Raw genomic sequence first — 22,181 nt, forward strand, 5'->3', positions numbered from 1 at the left:
GGCGTCCTTTGGCTCAGGCCCGCTGTAAATGCTCTACAGGAGCCAGCGCAGCGATGCTGTTTTTCTTGATGAACGCGTCACTCAGTTCGATCACCCGGCGGTATTGCAGGTCGACAGTGATCATGTGATAGCAGTTGTCGAGCAGCACTTTGGTCACCTGCCCGCCCAGATGGCGCTCGACATAATCGGCGTTCCAGCGGCTGGTGATGTCGTCTTCGATGGAGTGCACTACCAGCGCCTTGGTGGTGATCGACGGCATGCGTTGTTTCACCACGGCATTCATCCGGTGCAATTCGCGCACGGTGACGCCTTCCATCGTCAACAGTCCGGCATTACTGCTTTCGCCGGCTTTCATCTGACGCTCGACGATGGCGCGCAAACGCTCGTTTTTGATCCCGTAAGGCGGTTTTTCTTCAAAGCTGCACAGGCGCACGCCAAAGGGGATTTTCATCAGCAATGGGGTCAAAAAGGCCAGCTTGTTAATACTCCAGCCGTCGTAACGCAGGGTGGTGGAGTACATCAACAAACCGGCGATTTGGTCCGGGTGTTCGGAGGCGAGGTACATCGACATCACCGCCCCCATCGATAAACCGCCGACGAAAATCTGTTGGTGGCGCTGGCGGATGCCGACGAAGGTTTTGCGTACACCTTCGTACCAGTCCAGCCAGCCAGTGGCTTGCAGGTCGCTGTTGTCACCGCAGTGCCCGGCCAGGGTGGGCACGTACACCGTGCACGTCCCATCCTTGGCCAGGCCCTGGGCCACCCGACGCAACTCCGTCGGGGTGCCGGTGAGGCCGTGGATCAACAACACCGCGACCTCACCTGTGCCGAGAACGAAACCGGCGTCGCCTTCGCCCAGATCGATCTCTGGCGCGTTCACCGTTTCATGGCTCGGGCCAGCAGGCGGTCGAGCAGGGCGATACCCAGGTCGATTTCGGCGTAGCTGATTTCCAGCGACGGGGCCAGGGTGATCACGTTCTTGTAGTAGCCGCCCACGTCCAGAATCAGACCCAGACGCTTGCCGTCGATTTCGATGTCGCCCTTCATGCCTTCTTCAACCATGAAGTCCAGGGTTGCCTTGTCCGGAGTGAAACCGTCCGGGCCGCAGATTTCGCAGCGCAGTGCCAGGCCCAGGCCGTCGACGTCGCCGATGATCGGGTAACGTTTTTGCAGGTCCTGCAGGCCGTCCAGGAAGTACTTGCCCTTGGCCATGACCATCGCGCCATAGTCGACTTCGCTGGTCATCTTGAACATCTCCAGACCTACCGCCGTGCCCAGCGGGTTGGAGGCGAAGGTGGAGTGAGTCGAGCCCGGAGGGAAGACTTTCGGGTTGATCAGCTCTTCACGGGCCCAGATGCCACCCAGCGGGTTGAGGCCGTTGGTCAGTGCCTTGCCGAACACGATTACATCGGGTTTGACGTCGAAGTGTTCAATCGACCACAGCTTGCCGGTGCGCCAGAAGCCCATCTGGATTTCGTCGACCACCATCAGGATGCCGTGTTGATCCAGTACTTGCTTGAGCTCGCTGTAGAAGTTCATCGGTGGAATTACATAACCACCGGTGCCCTGGATCGGCTCGACGTAAAACGCTGCGTATTCGCACTGATTGGTTTTTGGGTCCCAAACGCCGTTGTATTCGGTCTCGAACAAACGAGCAAATTGCTGCACGCAGTGGCTGCCGTACTCTTCCTTGGTCATGCCTTTAGGGCCGCGGAAGTGATACGGAAACGGAATGAAGTTGGCGCGCTCGCCAAAGTGGCCATAGCGGCGGCGGTAGCGGAAGCTGGAGGTGATCGACGAGGCGCCAAGGGTGCGGCCGTGGTATCCACCTTCGAACGCAAACATCAGGCTTTTGCCGTTGCTGGCGTTACGCACCACTTTCAACGAGTCTTCGATGGACTGTGAACCGCCGACGTTGAAGTGCACGCGACCGTCGAGGCCGAACTTGTTTTTGGCATCCACCGCGATGCGTTCCGACAGTTCGATCTTGCCTTTGTGCAGGTATTGGCTGGCGATCTGCGGCAGGGTGTCGATCTGTTGCTTGAGCGCGTTGTTCAGGCGTGGGTTGGAGTAACCGAAGTTGACGGCCGAGTACCACATTTGCAGGTCGAGGTAGGCCTGGTCTTCAGTGTCCCAGACGTAGGAGCCTTCACAACGGCTGAAAATACGTGGTGGTTCGATGTAGTGAACGGTGTCGCCGTACGAGCAGTACTTGGCTTCTTTATCCAGAAGAATCTGGTCTTCAGGCGTAGCGATTCGGATATCAGACATGATTGAAGAGTTCCTGCTGTTCACGAGAGTAGTGGGGAGCGTTAGCGGCGTTGCTCGGCAATTTGGCGAGCAGGGCCGGCAGTTCGGCGAAAGAGTCGAAGCGGGCGTAGGGGATGCCGTTGCGTTCGCAATGTTCGGCCAGGCTGTCTTTGGCGAACACAAAATCGGCGCTGGAGGCCACGCACATGTCGGAGCGGCCATCACCGATCACCAGCACGCGCTTGCCGCTGGGAGTGGATTTACATTTGCAGTTGCCCGCGGCCGCACGGCAGGCGTCGCTGGAGTACGGGAAGTCGATGCGCCAGCTGTTCTGGTCGACCTGGCGCAGGCGGTTGGCAAGAATCGGCAACAGGCTCACGTAGTTGCGGGCCAGGATACGGGCGATGCCTTGTTCGATGCCGTCGCTGACCACTTCAAGAGTGGCGCCGAGGCCGATGACGTGGTCCACGAAATCGGGAAAGTCCGGGTCAATCTCAACCGTGTCGAAATAGGCCAGCAGTTCGGCTGGCGAGGCTTTGACCAGCGACAGCTGGCGGCTCAGGCATTCACGCGAACCAATCTCACCTTGCAACCATTGATCTTCGATCGCTTCCCAGCTGGGGTCGGCGAAGCGTTGAAGAATGTTGTCGATGACGTCGGTGCGGGTAATGGTCCCGTCGAAATCACACACAATATGCCATTGCATCATCTGCATTGTCCTGTTGAGTAGGTGCGCTTTTTGCGCTTGCTACAGGACATTGCATTGATTGTGCCAACCCGCGTAAGCCCAGCGGGCCGGGGCCCTTCGCAGATATGGCGGTGTGTTCAGGCTTTGCAGCTACAATTTTTGTAGCTTGCTACAAACAACATCAGTGCTTGCCTCTGCTGCTTGAAAAAGAGATTGATGCGCGTATGAACTTTAATGGAACTTTTGTCATGAAAACCTCCGGTTGTATTTTTTTGCTCCTCACTTTGCTAGGGGGTACTGCTGACGCGTACGCCGCAGACGGCCCGAGTGGAGAGGTGGGCGTGGGGGTTGGCTATCAGCCGTACGATCCGAGTGCCAGTCGCTATGAGACGGTGCCCTTGCCGTACTTTGATCTGGACTGGGGGGATGTCAGCCTCAATACCGATGACGGCCTGACCTGGAGCGCATTCAATGTCGATGGCTGGAGCGCGGGTCCGTTTATCAACTATCTTTCGGGACGTGATGCCGATGGTTCGTTGCGCGGTTTACGCGATGTGTCTGATATGGCTGAGCTTGGCGGCTTTGTGCAGTACAGCCCGGCCGAGTTCTGGCGAGTGTATGCGCAGTTGGGGCAGGCAGTGGGTGGCGGGGGCGGTCAGGGCGGCGTGTTGGGGCAGGTCGGCGGTGAGCTGGGGTATCCGCTGGGGCTGGGAATTATTGGCAGCAGCCAGTTGGCGGCGCACTTTGCGGATGCTCGACAGATGTCGACGTTCTTTGGTGTGAGTGACAGCGAGGCTCAGGCCTCCGGTATTTCGTCCTACAAGGCCAGTGGTGGATTTCAGAGCGTGACCCTGACCCAGAATTTTGACTTCCCGCTGGCTGAGCACTGGTCGCTGGTGGCCAGCGCCAGCTGGACTCATCTGCTGGGCTCGGCGGCACACAGCAGCATCGTCAGGGAACAGGGCGATGTGAATCAGGGGTCGGTGCAGACGGCGATCAGCTATAAGTTCTGACGTCTCCCAACCCCTGTAATGTATCGATGCAACTGTCAGTGTTCCGGCTCGCCGTCCGCCAGCACGGCAATCCCGGCAATAATCACCGCGACGCCGATCCAGTGCAACGTACTGATGTGTTCGCCCAAGCCTAGCCATGAGCCTAGTAAAACGCCGACAAACACCAGTGAACTCAAGGGGAATGCCAGCGACAGGCTGCTGCGGCGCAGGATCAGCATCCAGACGAAAAACGCGCCGATATAACAGGCAATCGCGATCCATACCCCGGGGTTGAGCATCACTGCGTGGAGCCATTGCAGAGTGAAGTCCATCTGTCCCAATTGATCACCGCCGACTTTGGTGGCTATTTGCCCTGAGCTTTCGAGGGCGATCAACAATGCCCACAGCACAATCGTACCCAGGCGGCCATGCAGCCAGCCGTGGTCTGCCAGTTTCAGCGTGTCAGTATTTTCCATTGCTCAACTCCTCAAGCCCCGGCGATGCAGACGAGCATCACGCCAAGGGTAATCACCAAGGTGCCCATCCAGCGCCGACGGCTGACGTGTTCGCCAAGGAACACCTTACCGGCGAACACCGCTCCGCAATACGCCAGCGCCGCGGCCGGGAACAGCAGGCTTAGCGGTGCCCGCGAGAGGGCCTGGAGCCAGACGAAAAACTCGATCACGTAGGCGCCGATCCCGGCCCACAGCAGCGGTGCATTGAATACCTGGCCCCAGAACGCATTGAGGCGAAAGCCACCCTCCAGTTCAGGCAACCGGTCCAGGCCGATTTTGAAACACAGTTGGCCAATCACATCGAGCACGATGGAGAACGCCACCAAGGCAATCACGATCAAGGTCACGGAAACAGCTCCTCAAACAATTCGAGCAGCGCTGCATTGGTGATCGAGTTACGCAGCAAATCACTCTCGCTCCATCGCTCAGGTGCAGGCTGGTCGGACTTGGCCTCCCAACGTTTAAGCAGATTGTGGTGGGGCGCCTTGGCGAATTCGCCGCAGATGTCGATGCCCAGCACGCGTTTGCTGGTGGCGAGGGCGCGGATGGCCTGGAGCAAGTGGTTCAGGCGCATCCCGCCCTGGTCCCAGTTGGTGGCGGCGTCTTCACTGGCAAGCACGTCTTTGTCCACGGTGATCCAGATTGCTTCCGTGGGCAGGCTCTGGATCAGATTGTCGAGGAAGCTCGGCCAGTCCTGATCGGCGAGATTGCGCCAGTGCAGGTGGTTCTCGCGCTGTTCGTGTCCGGCGCCATCGCCGATCCTGCCCCAGACTTTGGTGGGGGCGTGTTGCCAGGGAAATAACTGCAAATCGCCACGGCGCAGAGCTCCCAGGTTACCGCCCTTCAATTGCGGGTTTTGCAGGTCGTCACTGCATGGGCCGAGGGTGACGATGCGCTTGATGTTCGGCAGTTTCAACGCGCGATTGATCCACGAACCGCAGTGACGGCGGGGGGCAAAGCGTACCCAGTCGGGGTGGTTGTCGAAGTGGATCAGGGTTATGGGTTCGGGCAAGTTGCTGAGCAAGGCTGGTGTCAGGTGGTGATAGTCACCGGAGCCGACGAAGAACACTTCAGGCCGCTGTGTAGAGCGCTTTGGGCGCTGCTGCAGGCGCTGGGTGAAGCGTTGGTAATTGCGTTCGGTGGACCACAGACGCAATTGCGGGCCCAGTTCCAGCAAGTCCAAACGTGTCGCGCGACCATCGGCCAGGCGCTGCACAATGGGCTCTTGGGCGGTCAGGCTGTGATCAAGATCGAGAATATTCAACGTGTCATTTACCCCATTAAATCGCCGCCGATTGAGGCAGGGCGGGCTTCAGGGGGTAAATGCAAGGGGCGGGCCAATGTGGCGTTTAATCACGTGACCTGTGGGAGCGAGCCTGCTCGCGAAGATCTCAAGAACTCCTCGAGCAGGCTCGTCCCCACACATATAAAAGCGCGTTAGTGCAAGCGCACCCACACGCTGACCAGTACGGTCGCGGCCATCAGCCAGGCCACGGCTGCCAGCGCCAGTGACGCTTCAAGGCGCATGCGGTCGACCAACACATACAGCGTTGCAAGGTAGACGAAGTAGGGAATGATCGACCACATGCCGAAGACAATGGTGGTTTTCAGGTCGTCCACTGAACGGCCTTTGCCGACGATGTAATGCGCAATCAGGGCAAAGGTCGGGAACAAGGGAACCAAACCCGCGATGTAGTAGTTTTTGGTCTTGGCCAGCATCGCCAGAACGATTACTACGGCGGCGCCCAAAGCTGCTTTCAGAATCAGATCCATCAGTGCGCGAGCCCGTATTTTTTGACTTTGTCGAACAGGGTGGTCTTGGCCATCCCCAGTTCCAGGCTGGCCTGGGTCAGGTTACCGCCACTGCGTTGCAAAGCGTCATTGAGCAGGTTGCGTTCGAACGCTTCCACCGCCTCGGAGAACCCCAGCCCCTGTGCCGCGTTGCTCCCCGGCTTTTTAAACGCAGGCAGGCCCAGGGCGAAACGCTCGGCCACGTTGCGCAGCTCACGTACGTTGCCCGGCCAGTCATGGCTCATCAGGCTCGACAGGGTCTGGTTGTCCAGCTCGGGGGCCGTGCGGTCGAAACGCAGGGACGATTGCTGCAGGAAGTATTCGAACAATTGCAGGATATCTTCGCGACGTTCGCGCAATGGCGGCAGTTCGAGGGTCACTACGTTCAGCCGGTAATACAGGTCACTGCGAAACTGGCTGGCTTTGCTCAGTTGGTCGAGGTCGGATTTGGTGGCCGCGATCACTCGGCAATCGACATCAATGCTCTGGTTGGAACCCAGGCGCTCCAGCGTGCGCTCCTGCAACACCCGCAGCAGTTTTATCTGCAGGTTAAGCGGCATGCTTTCAACTTCATCGAGAAACAGTGTGCCGCCATGAGCGTGTTCGATTTTGCCGATGCGGCGTTTGCCTGCGCCGGTGAAGGCGTTGGCTTCGTGGCCGAAAATCTCGCTTTCAAACAGGTTTTCCGGCAAGCCGCCGCAGTTGAGGGCGACAAACTGTTGGGGCTGGCGTCGGCTGAAGTCGTGCAGGCAGCGGGCGACCAGTTCCTTGCCAGTACCGGTTTCGCCTTCAATCAACACGTTGGCAGATGTATCGGCGACGTTGGCGATCAGTTCGCGTAATTGCTGCATGGCTGGTGAGCGCCCGATGATGCGGCCCTCGAGCGAGTCGCGTTCGGCCAATTGGCGCCGCAGCGACCACACTTCTCGCGCCAGGCTGCGTTGCTCCAGTGCGCGGCGGGCCACGTCCACCAAGCGTTCGGGGGAAAAGGGTTTCTCCATAAAGTCATAGGCGCCGTCACGCATGGCACCCACCGCCATGGAAATATCACCATGACCGGTAATCAGTACCACCGGCAGGCTGCGGTCGCGGGCCTTGAGGCGCTTGAGCAGCTCGAGACCATCAATCCCAGGCAGACGAATGTCGCTGATGACTATGCCGGGGAAGTTATCGCCCACCAGAGCCAGCGCCTGTTCGGCAGTACTCACGCCTTCGCTGCGAATGTCTTCGAGTGCCAGCGCCTGTTGGCATCCGAGCAGGACATGGGGGTCGTCTTCAACAATCAGGACGGTCAGGTCGTTATTCATATCGGCTCGGCCTTAGCGGGTTGCACCAGCGGTAAAAGAAGGACAAATGCGACACCACCAATGGCCGGGAACTCAACGCTGAGGTTGCCGCCAGCGGCTGCGGCCAGACTGGCTGACAGGGTCAGGCCCAGGCCCAGGCCCTGCTCGCCGGGTTTGGTGGTGAAGAACGGTTCGAAGAGATGTTTGCGGGCTTCGGGGTCAATCCCGGGACCGTTATCACGTACGCGCAAACGGTATTTGTCGTCACTGAATTCGCCCGTCAGCCACAGCTGGGGCGGCGTTGGCTGCCCCTGCATGGCGTCCAGCGCGTTGCCGATCAGGTTAACCAGAATTTGTTCCAGTCGGGTTTGATCGATCTTCAGCAGTTCATCATTGAGGTCACGATGCAGTTGCACCCCCGACTCTTCCATACGGTTGGCGAGCAATTGCAGAGCTGCGTCGACGGCCTTGCCCAGGCTGGCCTGGCCATGATCATCGCCACGGCGGGCGAACGAGCGCAGGTTGGCGGTAATGCGCCCCATGCGGTCGACCAGATTGTTGATAGTGCCGAGGTTGTCTGCGGCGACCTTGAGATCTCCGCGCTCAAGAAAGCGCACGGTGTTGCCCGACAGTGTGCGCAGGGCCGCTAACGGCTGATTCAGCTCGTGGGCAATGCTGGTCGACATCTGTCCGATGGCCGCCAATTTACCTGCCTGTACCAGTTCATCCTGGGCTCGGCGCAAGGTGTCTTCGGCCTGACGGCGCTCGCGAATCTGACCTTTGAGCCGTTCGTTGCTGGCCCGCAGGTGGGTGGTGCGTTCAGTGATCTTGCGTTCCAGCTGGTTGTTGGCTTCTTGCAGGGCTTCACGTGCGGCCAGGCGGGTGGCGATTACTTTGCGCCGCTCATTCCAGGCAATCAGCAAAAAGGCCAGCAGGGCAAACGCCACTGCTACCAGCATTCCCTGATTCGCCGCTTCACGGCGCAGGTCTTGCAGTGGTGTAAGCAGAGTAATGTCCCAAGGCGTGTCGTTGAGCCTGCGGGTTTGCGCCAGGTAGCTGACTTCCTGATGATCGGTGACGACTTCGCTGTTGTTGGCAAAGGTGACTTTCTCGACCCCTTCGGCCAGGCTCTCGCGCTCCAGTGGTTGCAGCTCGTTGAGCGGCCACCAGTAGTATTGAAGGCTGCGCGCCAGCCGCTCCTTGGTGTCGGCGCTGAGTGGGCGAATTGACTTGAGCCGTCTGCTCGGATCGCTGGACAGAATGATGATGCCATTCTCGTCGCTTACATAGGCTTCGAGGCGGGCGCGTTGCCAGCGCTCTTCAAGGGCTTCGAGACGGACCTTGATCACGGCTACGCCAATGATTTTGCCTTGCTCTTCAAGGCCGTGAGCCAGGTAGTAACCCGGCTCGCCAGAGGTGCTGCCGATGCCATAAAAGCGCCCCGGCTGACCGCGCACGGCGTCCTGGAAGTAAGCACGAAAAGACAGGTCTTCCCCAAGGTAGCTGTCGGTATCACGCCAGTTGCTGGTGGCCATCACACGGCCGGTGGTATCGAGTACATAGATAGCCCGGCTGCGGCTGCGGCGGTTCAGGCCTTCGAGGTACTGATTGACGGTGACCCGGTTTTGCGCGCTCGGGTCGGCCAGCAATTGAGAAACGCTGGACTCCAGTTCCAGCAGGCTGGGCAGGTAAGTGTATTTGCCCAGCTCACTTTCGACGGTGCGGGCGTGGAGTTCAAGCTGGCGTTCGCCGGTTTCGCTGAGGGTGCGGATGCCGAAATGTTCGCTGATGCGATAGCCGGCGTAACCCAGGCCAATCGTCAGCAGGATGATCAGCAGCGGCAACAGAAAGTGACGGAGCAGACGAGGTTTCACGGCAAGTGAGGGCGGAGCACCGCGATAAAGAATGGGGTCGCATTTCATCACAGATGCCTTGTCGCGATAAGAGGCACGCGAAAACTGTAGCCGCTGCCGCAGGCTGCGATGGGCTGCGATGCAGCCCTGCTTTGTTTAAAAGCGAAGCCCCTTCGGAGCTTGTCGCAGCCTGCGGCAGCGGCTACAGGTATTTTACTTACGCCGGACTTAGTGCTGCAGGATCTTGGCGAGGAAGTGCTGTGCACGCTCGGAGCGGGCACTAACGTCGCCGAAGAACTCTTCTTTTTCACAGTCTTCGACGATTTTGCCCTGGTCCATAAAGATCACTCGGTTGGCCACCTTGCGCGCAAAACCCATTTCGTGGGTTACGCACATCATGGTCATGCCTTCGTTGGCCAGTTGCACCATGACGTCGAGTACTTCGTTGACCATTTCCGGGTCAAGCGCCGAGGTCGGTTCGTCAAACAGCATGACGATCGGGTCCATGGCCAATGCGCGGGCAATTGCCACTCGCTGTTGCTGACCACCAGAAAGTTGGCCGGGGTGCTTGTGGGCGTGTGCCGACAGGCCGACGCGTTCCAGCAGTTCAAGGCCTTTTTTGGTGGCCTCGGCCTTGCTGCGACCCAGTACCTTGACCTGTGCAATGGTCAGGTTTTCGGTGATGGTCATGTGCGGGAACAGTTCGAAATGCTGGAACACCATGCCAACGCGCGAACGCAGTTTCGGCAGGTTGGTCTTTGGGTCGGCAATGGACGTGCCATCAACCACGATGTCGCCTTTCTGGAACGGTTCAAGGGCGTTGACGCACTTGATCAGGGTCGACTTGCCCGAGCCGGACGGGCCACAGACTACGACCACTTCACCCTTTTTGACTTCAGTACTGCAATCGGTCAGTACCTGGAAGTCCCCGTACCACTTGTTGATGTTCTTGATCGAGATCATACGGCAAACCTTTTTTGCAGACGCTTGACCAGCAGCGAGGCGGAAAAGCTGATGATGAAATACACCAGACCGGCGAAGATCAGGAACTCATTGGAGCGGCCGATGATGTCGCCACTGGAACGCGAGGCATTGAGGAAATCCACCAGGCCAACTGTGTACACCAATGAGGTGTCCTGGAACAGGATGATGCTCTGTTGCAGCAGCAATGGGGTCATTTTACGAAATGCCTGGGGCAGGATGATCAGGCGCATGGCCTGGCCATAACTCATACCCAGCGCTTTGGCTGCGCCCATCTGGCCTTTCGGAATGGCCTGTACGCCCGCTCGGACGATCTCGCAAAAATAGGCGGCTTCGAACATGACGAAGGCCACCATGCACGACTCGAAAGCGCCGATCGGAGTGTCTTTACCGGTGATCCAGCGCAATACGAAGGGTACGGCCAGGTAGAACCAGGTAATCACCAGCAGCAACGGGATCGAACGGAAGTAGTTGACGTAAGCGCCTGCCAGATTGGCCATCCACTTGCTTGACGACAAACGCATCAATGCCAGCACAGTGCCCAGCGCGACACCACCGATAACACCCAGGATCATGAGTTTCAAGGTCATGACCATGCCGTTCCACAGGCCTGGCAGGGCGGGAACAATCCCGCTGAAATCGAAGAAGTCCATTATTTACCCCCCAAAGACATCAGACCGGGCACCGCTACTTTCTTCTCGATCAGACGCATCAGCAACATCAGGCTCATGTTCAGGGTGAAGTAGATCAGAGTGGCCAGGGTGAAGGCTTCAAACAGGTTGGCGGAAAACTCGGCGGTCTGTTTGGTTTGTGCCAGCAGCTCCATCAAACCGATCAACGAAGCCACGGACGAGTTCTTGAACACGTTGAGGAATTCGGAGGTGAGCGGTGGAATGATGATGCGATAGGCTTGTGGCAGCAGTACGTTCCAGTAGATTTGCATCATGCTGAAACCCATAGCGCGGGCGGCAGCTTCCTGGCCTCGCGGCAGTGCTTCAATACCGGTGCGTACCTGTTCGCAAACCCGTGCTGCGGTAAACAGGCCCAGACACACGACAACGCTCAGGTAAGCCGAGGTGGTCGGGTTGAGGTCTTGCTTGTACCACTCCTGCAAATCCGGTGGCAGCAAATCGGGTACCAGGAAGTACCAGATAAACAGCTGCACCAGCAGCGGAACGTTACGGAAGATTTCCACGTAAACCGTGGCGATACCCGCGATAAAACGGTTGGGCAGCGTGCGCATGACGCCCAGCAGCGAACCCAGGATCAACGCGACTATCCAGGCGACAACAGCGATAGCGATGGTCCAGCCCAAACCAGAAATAAACCAGTCGAGATACGTCTCGCTGCCTACGCCGGTGGACTTGAAGAACACGCTCCAGTCCCAGTTGTAATTCATGCAGGGTCTCCCCTCAGATGGGTCTATAAACAAGCACTTGCTTCAGGGAATCCGTTCCTGTCCGACAGGGTCGTCGGGCACGCAGAACCCGCTCGATAACCAGCGGTCCGAGTGTTCTCTAATGCAATAAGAAGCTCAGTACAAAGGTGGTCGACAACTCCGGGCGTGATGGCTCACGCCCGGAAGTGTCAGCAGCCAGAAATCAGGATTTCTTTTCTTCTGCCGGCTTGTCGTCTGCAGCCTTGTCGGTCGGGTTGGCAATCAGCGCCTTGAGCTCGTTGCTCATAGGGAACATCAGGTTCAGGCCTTTAGGTGGAATAGGCGACTGGAACCATTTGGTGTAGGTGTCGTTGATCTTGCCAGACTTGTAGTAGGCAACGATTGCGTCATCCACGGCCTTTTTGAAATCCGGGTCGCCTTTGCGCACCATGCAACCGTAGATTTCGTAGGACTGAGGCGTACCTGTAACGGCCCAGTCAGTTGGCTTCTTGGCCTTGGCCATTTCACCGGCCAGCAGGGCGTCGTCCATCATGAAGGCTACGGCGCGGCCCGACTCAAGCATGTTGAAAGCTTCGCCGTGGTCTTTTGCCGAGATCACGTTCATGCCCATCTGCTTGTCGGCGTTCATCGCCTTGAGGATGCGCTCGGAGGTAGTACCCGCGGTAGTTACGACGTTTTTGCCTTTCAGGTCAGCAAAGTCCTTGTAAGGCGAGTCCTTTTTGGACAGCAGACGTGTACCGATTTCGAAGATGCCAACCGAGAAGTCGACCTGTTGCTGGCGTTCAACGTTGTTGGTGGTGGAACCACACTCAACGTCAACGGTGCCGTTTTGCACCAGCGGGATACGGGTCTGGGAAGTGACCAGGTTGTACTTGACCTTGAGGTCGGGCATGTCGAGCTGCTTTTTCAGCCCTTCGACAATGGCCAATTGAACATCGTGGGAGTAGCCAACCGGCTTGCCGGTAGCGTCCGCGATGTAGGAAAACGGAATGGAGGAGTCACGATGCCCGAGGGTGATAGTGCCGGATTCTTTGATTTTCTTCAGTGTGCCGGTCAATTCGGCTGCAAAAACTGGAGTGCTAATCAGAGCTGCAGCAATTGCTGCGCCCAAAAGTTGCGGAACGATGCGCATCGTTGTTTTCCTCGACATTGTTTTTTTTATTAAACCCGTTCGTGGGCTCTTTTGTACTTCAAATGTCTTAACAGGCGAGACGCACTGTTTCAGCATTCGGTCTAGAGTGTAGAGCATGAGTCGTGCCAGACATTGTGTTTATGTCTAACGTGCTGATTTATAAGGGTTTTTAGTTTGTTTCCGAAGGGGCATAAACACAGCGGTGCCCGGAAAGCCGAATCCGACAGGCTTGGGGCGTTCGGAAAACCGAATGAAAGGCGGGGCGAGCTGCTGGCGATTCGGGCGCTCAAGTTTTTTACAGTCGAGGTTGTAGGCGCGAGCAAGTCGAGTCTTCGCACCGCCGACCCCACAAGTGATGTGAAACCTGTGGGGCGGGTAAGGTGCTTAAGCTGCTTCTATTTTGCGGTGCCTCAGGCCCAGGTTGGTCATGTATTGCGCCAGATGGGCCTGCTCTTCAGCGGTGGTGAACAGCCCCAGTTTGGTCCGGCGCCACAGAATATCCTGTGTTTCCAGTGCCCATTCCTGACTGCACAGGTAGTCAACTTCACGGCTATAGAGGCCGCTGCCAATGTGCTCGCCCATGTCACTAAGGCCTTGCACGCCGTCCAGCAAGCGCCATGAGCGGCTGCCGTAGGTGATTGCCCAGCGTTTGGCAATCGCGGCATCCAGCCAGCTGTGCTGGCTGACCAGGGCTGCGCTCAAGGCTTTTGGCGTAGTCATGTCTTCGCCGCCGGGCAGCGTCGCGCTGGCTGTCCAGCTTGGCTTGATCAGGGGGAAGTACGGGGTCAACTGGGCCATGGCCGATTCGGCCAGCTTGCGGTATGTGGTGAGTTTGCCACCAAACACCGACAGCAGCGGTGCCTCGCCTGGCGCGCCAGACAGGGCAAGAGTGTAATCGCGTGTCACGGCGGAAGGGTTGTCGGACTCGTCATTACACAACGGACGCACACCGGAGTACGTGCGCAGGATATCGGCGCGGCTTACTTGCTGCTTGAAGTGGGCGTTGACCACATTGAGCAAGTAATCGGTCTCTTCTTCGGTGATGCTGACCTTGGCCGGATCACCGGTGTATTCACGGTCGGTTGTGCCGATGATGGTGAACTGGTCCATGTACGGAATGGTGAACACAATTCGCTGATCTTCGTTTTGCAGAATGAACGCGTTAGGGGCGTCATACAGCTTCGGCACGATCAGGTGACTGCCTTGAATCAGGCGGATGCCGTAAGGCGAATCCAGCTTGAGGTCGTCCTTGATGAATTTGGCTACCCAAGGACCGGCGGCATTGACCAGTGCTTTGCTGCGAATCGAAAACAGGCTGCCGTCTGCGCGCTCCAGGTTTAGTTCCCACAGCCCTTTGTTACGGCGCGCACCTACACAACGAGTCTGGGTGTGAACATGGGCGCCTTTTTCCCGTGCGGCCATGGCGTTGAGTACTACCAAGCGTGCGTCATCTACCCAGCAGTCAGAATATTCAAAGCCCTTGGTGATTTCTGCCTTTAATGGGCTGTCAGCACCGAACTTGAGACTGGTTGAACCAGCGAGTTTTTCGCGTTTGCCCAGGTGGTCATACAGGAACAGCCCGGCGCGGATCATCCACGCCGGGCGCAGGTGCGGGCGATGCGGCAATACAAAACGCATGGGTTTGACGATGTGCGGGGCCTTCGCCAGCAGCACTTCACGTTCAGCCAGGGCTTCGCGCACCAAGCGGAACTCATAGTGTTCAAGGTAGCGCAGGCCGCCGTGGATCAGCTTGCTGCTGGCGGACGAGGTATGGCTGGCCAGATCGTCCTTTTCGCAAAGGAACACCGACAGGCCGCGACCGGCTGCGTCTGCCGCAATCCCGACGCCATTGATTCCGCCGCCAATAACGGCAACGTCGTAAACCTCAGCGAGGGGAGTGGCAGGCAAGGTGGTCAGGGGCATGTGTTGGCCTCGCGTTCTTTACGCATATTTGAATTCGAACATTAATGTTCATTTGCGAAAATATTAGCGGATAAGGGCGAGCACATCCAGCACCGTTCGATTGAAAAAACTCATCGGGTGGGGCTAAAAGGAATAATTTCGAACATTTCGGAGTGGAAGTGTTGATTCTATGGGAGCGGGCTTGCTCGCGATGGAGTCACCTCGTAGTGCCAGGCGCACTGCGTTGCCTGTATCGCGAGCAAGCCCGCTCCCACAAAAAACCTGACCAGCCCTGTTTAAACCACTTCCAGGCGAATCTTGTTCTGGGCCAGCAACTGCGCAAGCTCGGGCACCGGCGGCTGGTCAGTGACCAGGCAATCAATCAGGGTGATCGGGCCGAGGCGCACCATCGCATTGCGGCCGAATTTGCTGGAGTCGGCTGCGAGAATCACTTGTCGAGCATTGGCGATAATTGCCTGTGATACGCGGACTTCCTGATAGTCGAAGTCCAGCAGGCTGCCGTCTGAGTCGATACCGCTGATACCCACCAGTGCGAAGTCGAACTTGAACTGGTTGATAAAGTCGACGCTGGCCTGGCCCACGATACCGCCATCGCGGCGTACGTTGCCGCCGGCAATCAGCACTTCAAAGTCATCCTTGGCACTCAGGATCGAGGCCACGTGCAGGTTGTTGGTGATGATTTTCAGATGGTTGTGGTTGAGCAGCGCCCGGGCAATCGACTCGGTGGTGGTACCGATGTTGATGAAAATCGAGGCGTGATCAGGGATTTGGGCGGCGATGGCCTCGCCAATACGGCGTTTTTCATCGCGCATTTGGTCGGCGCGCATGGCGTAGGCCGTGTTTTCGACACTGGAATCATAGGCAGCCCCACCGTGGTAGCGGCGCAACAGATCGGCTTCCGCCAACTGATTGATGTCACGGCGAATGGTCTGCGGTGTAACGACGAACAACTGAGCCATTTCCTCGATGCTGACATAGCCGCGCTCGCGAACGAGTTCGAGGATCTGCTGCTGGCGTGGAGGCAGATTCATGGAGTTTCCTTTGGGCGGCGAAGCAAAATTCGCCCATGATGCCGCAGGAAAGCGCCGTCTGCTACTTGCAGGTGCCATCAAGCCCATAAGCAGCTGCGCGCGCCAGTGGCGCCCGCAGCTGTCATTACCCTGGGCCTTAGTTGCTTTCTTCGTGGGGTTCCCAGTCGCGGGTGCGGCTCACGGCTTTTTTCCAACCTGCATAAAGCTTCTCTTTGCTGGCTTCGTCCAGTGCGGGTTCGAATTCGCGCTCGATCACGGCCTTGCCGCGCAATTCGTCCAAACTGCCCCAGAAACCGCAGGCCAAACCGGCCAGGTACGCAGCACCCAGCGCCGTGGTTTCGCGCATTTGCGGGCGCTCAACCCGGGTGCCGAGAATATCGGCCTGAAATTGCATCAGGAAGTTGTTGGCTACGGCTCCACCGTCTACGCGCAGGGCTTTGAGGCGTTCGCCCGAATCCTGCTGCATGGCGTCCAGTACGTCGCGTGTCTGGTAGGCAATCGACTCCAGTGCTGCACGAATGATGTGATCTACGCGTACGCCTCGAGTCAGGCCGAACAGTGCGCCACGGGCATACGGGTCCCAGTAAGGGGCGCCGAGGCCGGTAAATGCGGGTACCAGATACACGCCGTTACTGTCTTTGACCTTGCCCGCGAAATATTCGGTGTCGTGAGCGTCGTTGATGATCTTCAGTTCGTCGCGCAGCCATTGCACGGTGGAACCACCGTTGAATACGGCGCCTTCCAGGGCGTAGGCAACTTCGCCGCGTGGGCCGCAGGCGATGGTGGTCAGCATGCCGTGGCTCGATTTGACGGCTTTGGAACCGGTGTTCATCAGCAGGAAGCAGCCGGTGCCGTAGGTGTTTTTGGCCTGGCCCGGCTCGACACACATTTGGCCAAACAACGCAGCTTGCTGGTCGCCTGCAATACCGGCAATAGCGATACCGCTTTTGGTGCGGCCGTAGATCTCTGAAGACGACTTCACTTCAGGCAACATTTCGCGGGGGATATCCAGCACCTCCAGCATCTTGGTATCCCACTCCAGGGTGTGGATGTTGAAGAGCATGGTGCGCGATGCGTTGGTGTAATCGGTAACGTGGGTTTTGCCGCCGGTAAATTTCCAGATCAGCCAGCTGTCGACGGTGCCGAACAGCAACTCGCCATTGCGCGCACGTTCGCGGCTGCCTTCGACGTTGTCGAGGATCCACTTGAGCTTGGTGCCGGAGAAGTACGGGTCGGTGACCAGGCCTGTGGTGTCGCTGATGTACTGCTCGTGCCCGTCGCGTTTGAGTTGTTCGCAAATTTCGGTGCTGCGGCGGCACTGCCAGACGATGGCGTTGTAGATCGGGCGACCGCTGACCTTGTCCCATACCACGGTGGTTTCGCGCTGGTTGGTGATGCCGATAGCGGCAACCTGGTCATGGTGCAGACCGGCTTGAGCCAAGGCTTCGACCATCACGGCGCTTTGGGTTGCGAAAATTTCCATCGGGTCGTGTTCAACCCAGCCCGGTTGCGGGTAGTGCTGTTGAAACTCGCGTTGCGCCGTACACACCACGTTGGCGTCACGATCAAAGATGATCGCTCGCGAACTGGTGGTGCCTTGGTCAAGCGCGATGATGTAGTTCTTATTCTGAATGTCGGTCATGTGAAGTTGCCTTGCAGAATGAGGGAGGTTGCGGGCGCGAGACAGGTAATGGGCAGTAGGTCTCGTGCGCCCCGTTTCATAAGTCGGTATCAGGAAGCCTGGGTTTTCACTTGAGTTGCGGCTTGGGTGTCTGCGGCCACCGGTGTTGCCTCAGGCAAATGGCGGGCTATCAGCCCGCGATAAATGGCTGCACCCAGGCAAGCACCCACAATCGGCGCAAAGATTGGAATCAGGAAATAAGGAATATCGCGTCCGCCAGTGAACGAAATTTCACCCCAGCCGGCAAAGAAAGTCATCAGCTTAGGCCCGAAATCACGAGCAGGGTTCATCGCAAAGCCGGTTAGCGGTCCCATCGAACTGCCAATGACGGCAATCAGCAAGCCGATCAGCAGCGGTGCCAATGCGCCACGCGGCAAGCCGTTCTTGTCGTCGGTCAGGGCCATGATCACGCCCATAAGGATAGCGGTGATCACCATTTCGACGAGGAAGGCTTGCAGGGTGGTAAGCGCGGGATGCGGGTAGGTCGAGAATACCGAGGCCAGCTCCAGGCTTGCCTGGCTACCGCGGACCATTTGATGGGTTTGTTCGTAATCGAAGAAAAGGTTGCTATAGAGCGTGTAAACCAACGCAGCGGCGCAGAAGGCCCCCGCGACTTGCGCAAGGATGTAGAAGGGTAGTTTGCGCTTTTCAAAGTCGGTGAACAGGCACAGCGCAATGCTGACCGCCGGGTTCAGGTGTGCGCCGGAAACGCCTGCTGTCAGGTAAATCGCCATGCTGACGCCAATGCCCCAGATGATGCTGATTTCCCATAAGCCAAAACTGGCGCCCGCGACCTTGAGGGCTGCGACACAACCGGTGCCAAAGAAAATTAAAAGTGCGGTACCGAGAAACTCGGCCATGCATTGGCCTGAAAGCGTAGGGTGCTGCGATGCAGTCGACATGTGAAACCTCGTTATTGTTGTTTTTTGACGTCGTCAATCAGGGTGGTAGTGCGTCTTGGTCCGGGCCGGGAGTTGCGCATGTCTGATTTTCACGGCCAGGCAAAGTCGTTCGAGTATATTCAGATTCGAAAAAATATAGACAAGAAACGCTGCTGTCAAAGGTCGAAAGTGAACGGGTATTCACATTCTGACTCGGGACCAGTTCTTTGGTATTGGTTTTTGTGTAATCAAACACTACAAATTGGTAGGCCTTGATGTAGCGTTTCAGCTAAAAACACAGCGCTAACCCTCGGCCTAGCGCCTTTTTGCAGGCCAATAGCCTAAAATTGGCGATCGGTTATCTCTTCCTTATTCAAGACTGGAGCTGCTATGACGCCTGCATTGGATCTGCTGAAAAAAGTTCGCGCCGAACATCGGGTACACAGCTACGAGCACGACCCAAAGGCTGCGTCCTATGGGTTGGAAGCCGCAGAGAAGCTTGGCCTGGAGCCTGCCCAAGTGTTCAAGACGTTGTTGGCCAGCAGTGAAAAGGGTGAGTTGTTAGTCGCCGTTGTACCGGTCGTCGGAAGTCTTGATTTAAAAGCACTGGCACATGCTGCGGGAGTAAAGAAAGTCGAGATGGCGGACCCGGCGGCGGCTCAGCGTTCCACAGGGTATTTGTTGGGCGGGATCAGTCCGTTGGGGCAGAAGAAACGCCTGCGTACCTTTATTGATAAAAGCGCTGAAGGGTTTTCGACTATTTTTGTCAGCGCCGGACGACGCGGGCTGGAAGTTGAACTGGCGCCTGCGGTGCTGGCAGAGCACACGCAGGCGAAGTTTGCAGGGGTAGGGCGGGCTTAAGCATTCCCACAGGTAATGTGAGCGTTTTTAGTGAGCTGTACTGAAGCGCCTGACGCCGGTTTCAGAGTGAGGGATTTGTGCTGCAATGCTGCCGCTGGTTTGAAACATCACCAGATGTTCAGCCGCAACGCGAATCCCTACCTCGGCGCCGGGTAAATGGTCGGCGTGGCTCGGAAAGATCGACTCGAGCTGGCAGCCTGTCGGCAGTTGCAGGCGATACAAGGTGGAAGCACCCAGGAATGTCTTGCCGATAATCCGGGCTTTTAAATCGCTGTCGGGCGCGTAAACGATATCGTCCGGGCGCAGCAATACATCAACCGCGGCACCGGTTGGCCAGGTATAAGCCCGATTACCGCGTAAAACCCCCAGCTCGGTCTGTACCGACTCAGGGCTCAGCAACTGCCCTCGAATGAAGTATCCCTGACCGATAAAGCTCGCTACAAACGGTGTCTGCGGCTCGTGGTAGAGGTTGTAGGGCGTATCCCACTGTTCAAGACGACCTTCCTTGAAGACGCCTACGTGGTCGCTGACAGCGAAGGCTTCTTCCTGGTCGTGTGTCACCAAAATCGCACTGGTACCGCGAGCTTTCAGGATGTCGCGCACTTCATGGCTCAGTTTGCGTCGCAACTCGCCATCAAGGTTGGAAAAGGGTTCATCCAGCAACAGTAATTGCGGCTCGGGTGCCAATGCGCGGGCAAGGGCAACACGCTGTTGCTGACCACCGGAAAGTTCGTGGGGGAAACGTTTACCGAGGTTTTTGAGATTGACCAGTTCAAGCAGCTCTTCGGTCACTCGGTCTTTGTTCGGGTGTTTGCGAATTCCGAACGCAATGTTGTCGGCCACGCTCAGGTGCGGAAAGAGGGCGTAGTCCTGAAACACCATGCCGATACGACGTTTCTCGGGTGCCAGGGTAAAGCCGGCACTGGAGATAACTTCACCTGCCAAACGGATCTCACCCTGATGCACCGGCTCAAAACCGGCGATCGCCCGCAGAGTGGTGGTTTTTCCGCAGCCCGAAGAGCCCAGCAAGCAGCCAATATCTCCGGCGTTGAGGTGCAGGTTGAGATTTTGTACAACGCTCTGGCCCTGATAACCACAGGCCAGATCGCTTAGGTTGAGCAATAACGGTTGACTCATGCGGGTTGGTACGCCGGTTGGACAAGGAATTCGAGCAGCGCTTTTTGCGCGTGCAGACGGTTTTCGGCTTGATCCCATGCCACGGAGCGCGGGTCGTCCAGCAGGTCTAGGCTGATTTCTTCGCCGCGGTGAGCCGGCAGGCAGTGCATGAAAAGCACGTCGTCGGCAGCAAGGTCGAGCAGGGCGCAGTTGACCTGATACGGGGCGAACAGCTCCAGACGTTTGGCGGTTTCTTCCTCCTGGCCCATTGAGGTCCACACATCGGTGCTTACCAGGTGGGCACCCATTACTGCATCACGCGGGTCGCGTACGATGGTCACGCGATCACCGGCTTGCGCTACGAATTCGGGGTTCGGCTCATAGCCTTCCGGGCAGGCAACCCGCAACTGGAAGTCGAACTGGATGGCCGCTTCTATATAGCTGTTGCACATGTTGTTGCCGTCGCCGATCCAGGCCACGGTTTTACCCTTGATCGATCCACGATGTTCCTGGAACGTCTGCATGTCGGCCAGCAACTGGCACGGGTGCAAGTCGTCTGACAGACCGTTGATTACCGGTACGCGGGAATTGGCCGCGAATTCGGTCAGGGTGCTGTGGGCAAAGGTACGGATCATGACGGCGTCGAGCATGCGCGACATTACGATGGCGCAGTCGCCAATCGGCTCGCCACGGCCAAGTTGGGTGTCGCGTGGCGACAGAAAAATTGCCTGGCCACCCAGCTGGATCATGCCGGCTTCGAATGACAGGCGGGTGCGGGTCGATGATTTCTCGAAAATCATGCCCAGTACGCGACCTTTCAGGGGTTCGAAGAGAACGCCGCGTTGACGCAGGTCCTTCAGCTCGATACCGCGACGAATCACGCTGACTAGCTCTTCGGGCGTGCAATCCATCAGGGAGAGAAAGTGCCTTGCGCTCATCATTAACTACCTTTTTTGCAACGACCGCAGATGCTCAAAGCCGGGGTTTTCGGAAAAACGGGCGAGACCTGCGGCGAAAGCCGCACGGGGCGACGAAATAGGGGAAGGCGCGATCTTATAAGGAAATGTCGCGTCTTGCCAATAAGGGTCACGTGTATAGAGGTTTGAGCGAGTCTTGCGCTGCATGAGCACGCGGCCGGAACCACGATCAAGTGGTTTGCCTCACCTCAGCTGCTCATTTGTACACTGCCCTGACGTTGCTTGGCAATTGTGCGGGTTTTGTTACCGTTACGTTATCGGCAGCGACTACAGATTTTTGCATAGGCAGGGCCGACGATTGTCTGTCGGGGAGGCCGAGCGTGATGCTCGGCTTTCCGTTACAATGCGCCACCGTGCCGACAACTGAGTCGGAAAGTTCAGCCGAGGTGCTCCATGGATATCATCGAAACTATTAAAGACCAGATTGCCAACAACACCATTCTGCTCTACATGAAAGGCTCCCCGAATGCCCCGCAGTGCGGCTTTTCGGCTAAAGCTGCTCAAGCAGTCATGGGCTGTGGCGAGAAGTTCGCTTACGTGGACATTCTCCAGAACCCGGAAATTCGCGCCAATCTGCCGAAATACGCAAACTGGCCAACCTTCCCACAGCTGTGGGTCGGTGGTGAGTTGGTAGGCGGTAGCGACATCATGGCTGAAATGGCCGCCGATGGTTCCTTGCAAGCTTTGATTAAAGAAGCTGTAGAGAAAGCGGCTGCAAACAAGACTGAAGCCTGATCTCAGTCGCGTCGTTACAGTTGTTATGTAGCGCGCATAAAAAAGCCCCGCCTCTGTGATAAACAGGGCGGGGCTTTTTAGTGGGTGTT

The 22,181-nt window shown here is 57.4% G+C and carries 22 protein-coding genes; 3 read left to right on the top strand and 19 right to left on the bottom strand.

The features are described from left to right. Positions 1-13: 13 nt before the first annotated feature. From U5A05_RS05290 to U5A05_RS05300, 3 genes are read right to left on the bottom strand one after another with little or no spacing between them, the layout of a single operon-like run. Complete coding sequence (locus U5A05_RS05290; protein ID WP_261741116.1) at positions 14-880, bottom strand: alpha/beta hydrolase; 867 nt, start codon at positions 878-880, stop codon at positions 14-16. Next, a complete protein-coding gene (locus U5A05_RS05295) occupies positions 877-2,271 on the bottom strand; it encodes an aspartate aminotransferase family protein (RefSeq protein ID WP_321835896.1) in 1,395 nt (464 codons plus the stop codon). The genes U5A05_RS05290 and U5A05_RS05295 overlap by 4 nt, the downstream gene beginning before the upstream one ends. Continuing rightward, positions 2,264-2,959, bottom strand: a complete 696-nt coding sequence (locus tag U5A05_RS05300) for an MtnX-like HAD-IB family phosphatase (RefSeq protein ID WP_261741118.1) — start codon at positions 2,957-2,959, stop codon at positions 2,264-2,266. The genes U5A05_RS05295 and U5A05_RS05300 overlap by 8 nt, the downstream gene beginning before the upstream one ends. 227 nt (positions 2,960-3,186) lie before the next feature. Here U5A05_RS05300 and U5A05_RS05305 point away from each other — a divergent pair, with 227 nt between their 5' ends. Continuing rightward, the gene (locus U5A05_RS05305) at positions 3,187-3,951 is read left to right on the top strand and encodes a MipA/OmpV family protein (protein WP_261741119.1); all 765 of its coding nucleotides are present in this window, start codon (positions 3,187-3,189) and stop codon (positions 3,949-3,951) included. Between the two features lie 35 nt (positions 3,952-3,986). Here the strand turns inward: U5A05_RS05305 and U5A05_RS05310 are convergent, their stop codons facing one another. The 14 genes from U5A05_RS05310 to U5A05_RS05375 form a co-directional block, all read right to left on the bottom strand. Further along, positions 3,987-4,406, bottom strand: coding sequence for a DMT family transporter (locus U5A05_RS05310; protein ID WP_261741120.1), 420 nt, complete (start codon positions 4,404-4,406; stop codon positions 3,987-3,989). An 11-nt stretch (positions 4,407-4,417) separates the two neighbouring features. Next, positions 4,418-4,792 carry a DMT family transporter gene (locus U5A05_RS05315; protein WP_261741121.1) on the bottom strand — a complete coding sequence of 125 codons (375 nt, stop codon included), beginning with the start codon at positions 4,790-4,792 and terminating at the stop codon, positions 4,418-4,420. Further along, a complete protein-coding gene (locus U5A05_RS05320) occupies positions 4,789-5,709 on the bottom strand; it encodes an arginase family protein (protein ID WP_321835897.1) in 921 nt (306 codons plus the stop codon). The genes U5A05_RS05315 and U5A05_RS05320 overlap by 4 nt, the downstream gene beginning before the upstream one ends. Before the next feature lie 173 nt (positions 5,710-5,882). Continuing rightward, the gene (locus U5A05_RS05325) at positions 5,883-6,209 is read right to left on the bottom strand and encodes a GlpM family protein (protein WP_261742380.1); all 327 of its coding nucleotides are present in this window, start codon (positions 6,207-6,209) and stop codon (positions 5,883-5,885) included. Positions 6,210-6,217: 8 nt separating this feature from the next. Beyond that, positions 6,218-7,543 (bottom strand): two-component response regulator AauR, encoded by a 1,326-nt coding sequence (gene aauR, locus U5A05_RS05330; protein ID WP_321835898.1) that lies wholly within the window; start codon positions 7,541-7,543, stop codon positions 6,218-6,220. After that, on the bottom strand, positions 7,540-9,444 hold the full coding sequence (aauS, locus tag U5A05_RS05335; protein ID WP_261741123.1) for a two-component sensor histidine kinase AauS: 1,905 nt from the start codon (positions 9,442-9,444) through the stop codon (positions 7,540-7,542). Before aauS ends, aauR begins: the two co-directional genes overlap by 4 nt. Before the next feature lie 159 nt (positions 9,445-9,603). Continuing rightward, positions 9,604-10,338 carry an amino acid ABC transporter ATP-binding protein gene (locus U5A05_RS05340; protein ID WP_016779681.1) on the bottom strand — a complete coding sequence of 245 codons (735 nt, stop codon included), beginning with the start codon at positions 10,336-10,338 and terminating at the stop codon, positions 9,604-9,606. Next, positions 10,335-11,009 carry an amino acid ABC transporter permease gene (locus U5A05_RS05345; RefSeq protein WP_261741124.1) on the bottom strand — a complete coding sequence of 225 codons (675 nt, stop codon included), beginning with the start codon at positions 11,007-11,009 and terminating at the stop codon, positions 10,335-10,337. Before U5A05_RS05345 ends, U5A05_RS05340 begins: the two co-directional genes overlap by 4 nt. Further along, positions 11,009-11,755, bottom strand: coding sequence for an amino acid ABC transporter permease (locus U5A05_RS05350; protein ID WP_261741125.1), 747 nt, complete (start codon positions 11,753-11,755; stop codon positions 11,009-11,011). The genes U5A05_RS05345 and U5A05_RS05350 overlap by 1 nt, the downstream gene beginning before the upstream one ends. 202 nt (positions 11,756-11,957) lie before the next feature. Then, on the bottom strand, positions 11,958-12,887 hold the full coding sequence (locus tag U5A05_RS05355; protein ID WP_261741126.1) for a glutamate/aspartate ABC transporter substrate-binding protein: 930 nt from the start codon (positions 12,885-12,887) through the stop codon (positions 11,958-11,960). A 384-nt stretch (positions 12,888-13,271) separates the two neighbouring features. Continuing rightward, positions 13,272-14,810 (bottom strand): glycerol-3-phosphate dehydrogenase, encoded by a 1,539-nt coding sequence (glpD, locus tag U5A05_RS05360; RefSeq protein ID WP_321835899.1) that lies wholly within the window; start codon positions 14,808-14,810, stop codon positions 13,272-13,274. 275 nt (positions 14,811-15,085) lie between these two features. Further along, positions 15,086-15,841, bottom strand: coding sequence for a DeoR family transcriptional regulator (locus U5A05_RS05365; protein WP_261741128.1), 756 nt, complete (start codon positions 15,839-15,841; stop codon positions 15,086-15,088). A 136-nt stretch (positions 15,842-15,977) separates the two neighbouring features. After that, a complete protein-coding gene (gene glpK, locus U5A05_RS05370) occupies positions 15,978-17,483 on the bottom strand; it encodes a glycerol kinase GlpK (RefSeq protein ID WP_261741129.1) in 1,506 nt (501 codons plus the stop codon). Positions 17,484-17,572: 89 nt separating this feature from the next. After that, positions 17,573-18,424: an MIP/aquaporin family protein gene (locus tag U5A05_RS05375; protein ID WP_261741130.1), complete on the bottom strand. Its 852-nt coding sequence runs from the start codon at positions 18,422-18,424 to the stop codon at positions 17,573-17,575. Between the two features lie 369 nt (positions 18,425-18,793). Between U5A05_RS05375 and ybaK the strand changes: the two genes are divergently transcribed. Next, positions 18,794-19,264, top strand: a complete 471-nt coding sequence (gene ybaK / locus U5A05_RS05380) for a Cys-tRNA(Pro) deacylase (RefSeq protein ID WP_261741131.1) — start codon at positions 18,794-18,796, stop codon at positions 19,262-19,264. Positions 19,265-19,291: 27 nt separating this feature from the next. Here the strand turns inward: ybaK and U5A05_RS05385 are convergent, their stop codons facing one another. Together U5A05_RS05385 and argF are read right to left on the bottom strand one after the other, a co-directional pair. Beyond that, positions 19,292-20,401: an ABC transporter ATP-binding protein gene (locus U5A05_RS05385; protein ID WP_321835900.1), complete on the bottom strand. Its 1,110-nt coding sequence runs from the start codon at positions 20,399-20,401 to the stop codon at positions 19,292-19,294. After that, positions 20,398-21,318 carry an ornithine carbamoyltransferase gene (gene argF / locus U5A05_RS05390; protein WP_321835901.1) on the bottom strand — a complete coding sequence of 307 codons (921 nt, stop codon included), beginning with the start codon at positions 21,316-21,318 and terminating at the stop codon, positions 20,398-20,400. The genes U5A05_RS05385 and argF overlap by 4 nt, the downstream gene beginning before the upstream one ends. 432 nt (positions 21,319-21,750) lie before the next feature. Here argF and grxD point away from each other — a divergent pair, with 432 nt between their 5' ends. Next, complete coding sequence (grxD, locus tag U5A05_RS05395) at positions 21,751-22,092, top strand: Grx4 family monothiol glutaredoxin (protein ID WP_016779691.1); 342 nt, start codon at positions 21,751-21,753, stop codon at positions 22,090-22,092. Positions 22,093-22,181: the final 89 nt, after the last annotated feature.

The organism is Pseudomonas kulmbachensis, assembly GCF_963681935.1.
GTDB lineage: Bacteria > Pseudomonadota > Gammaproteobacteria > Pseudomonadales > Pseudomonadaceae > Aquipseudomonas > Aquipseudomonas kulmbachensis.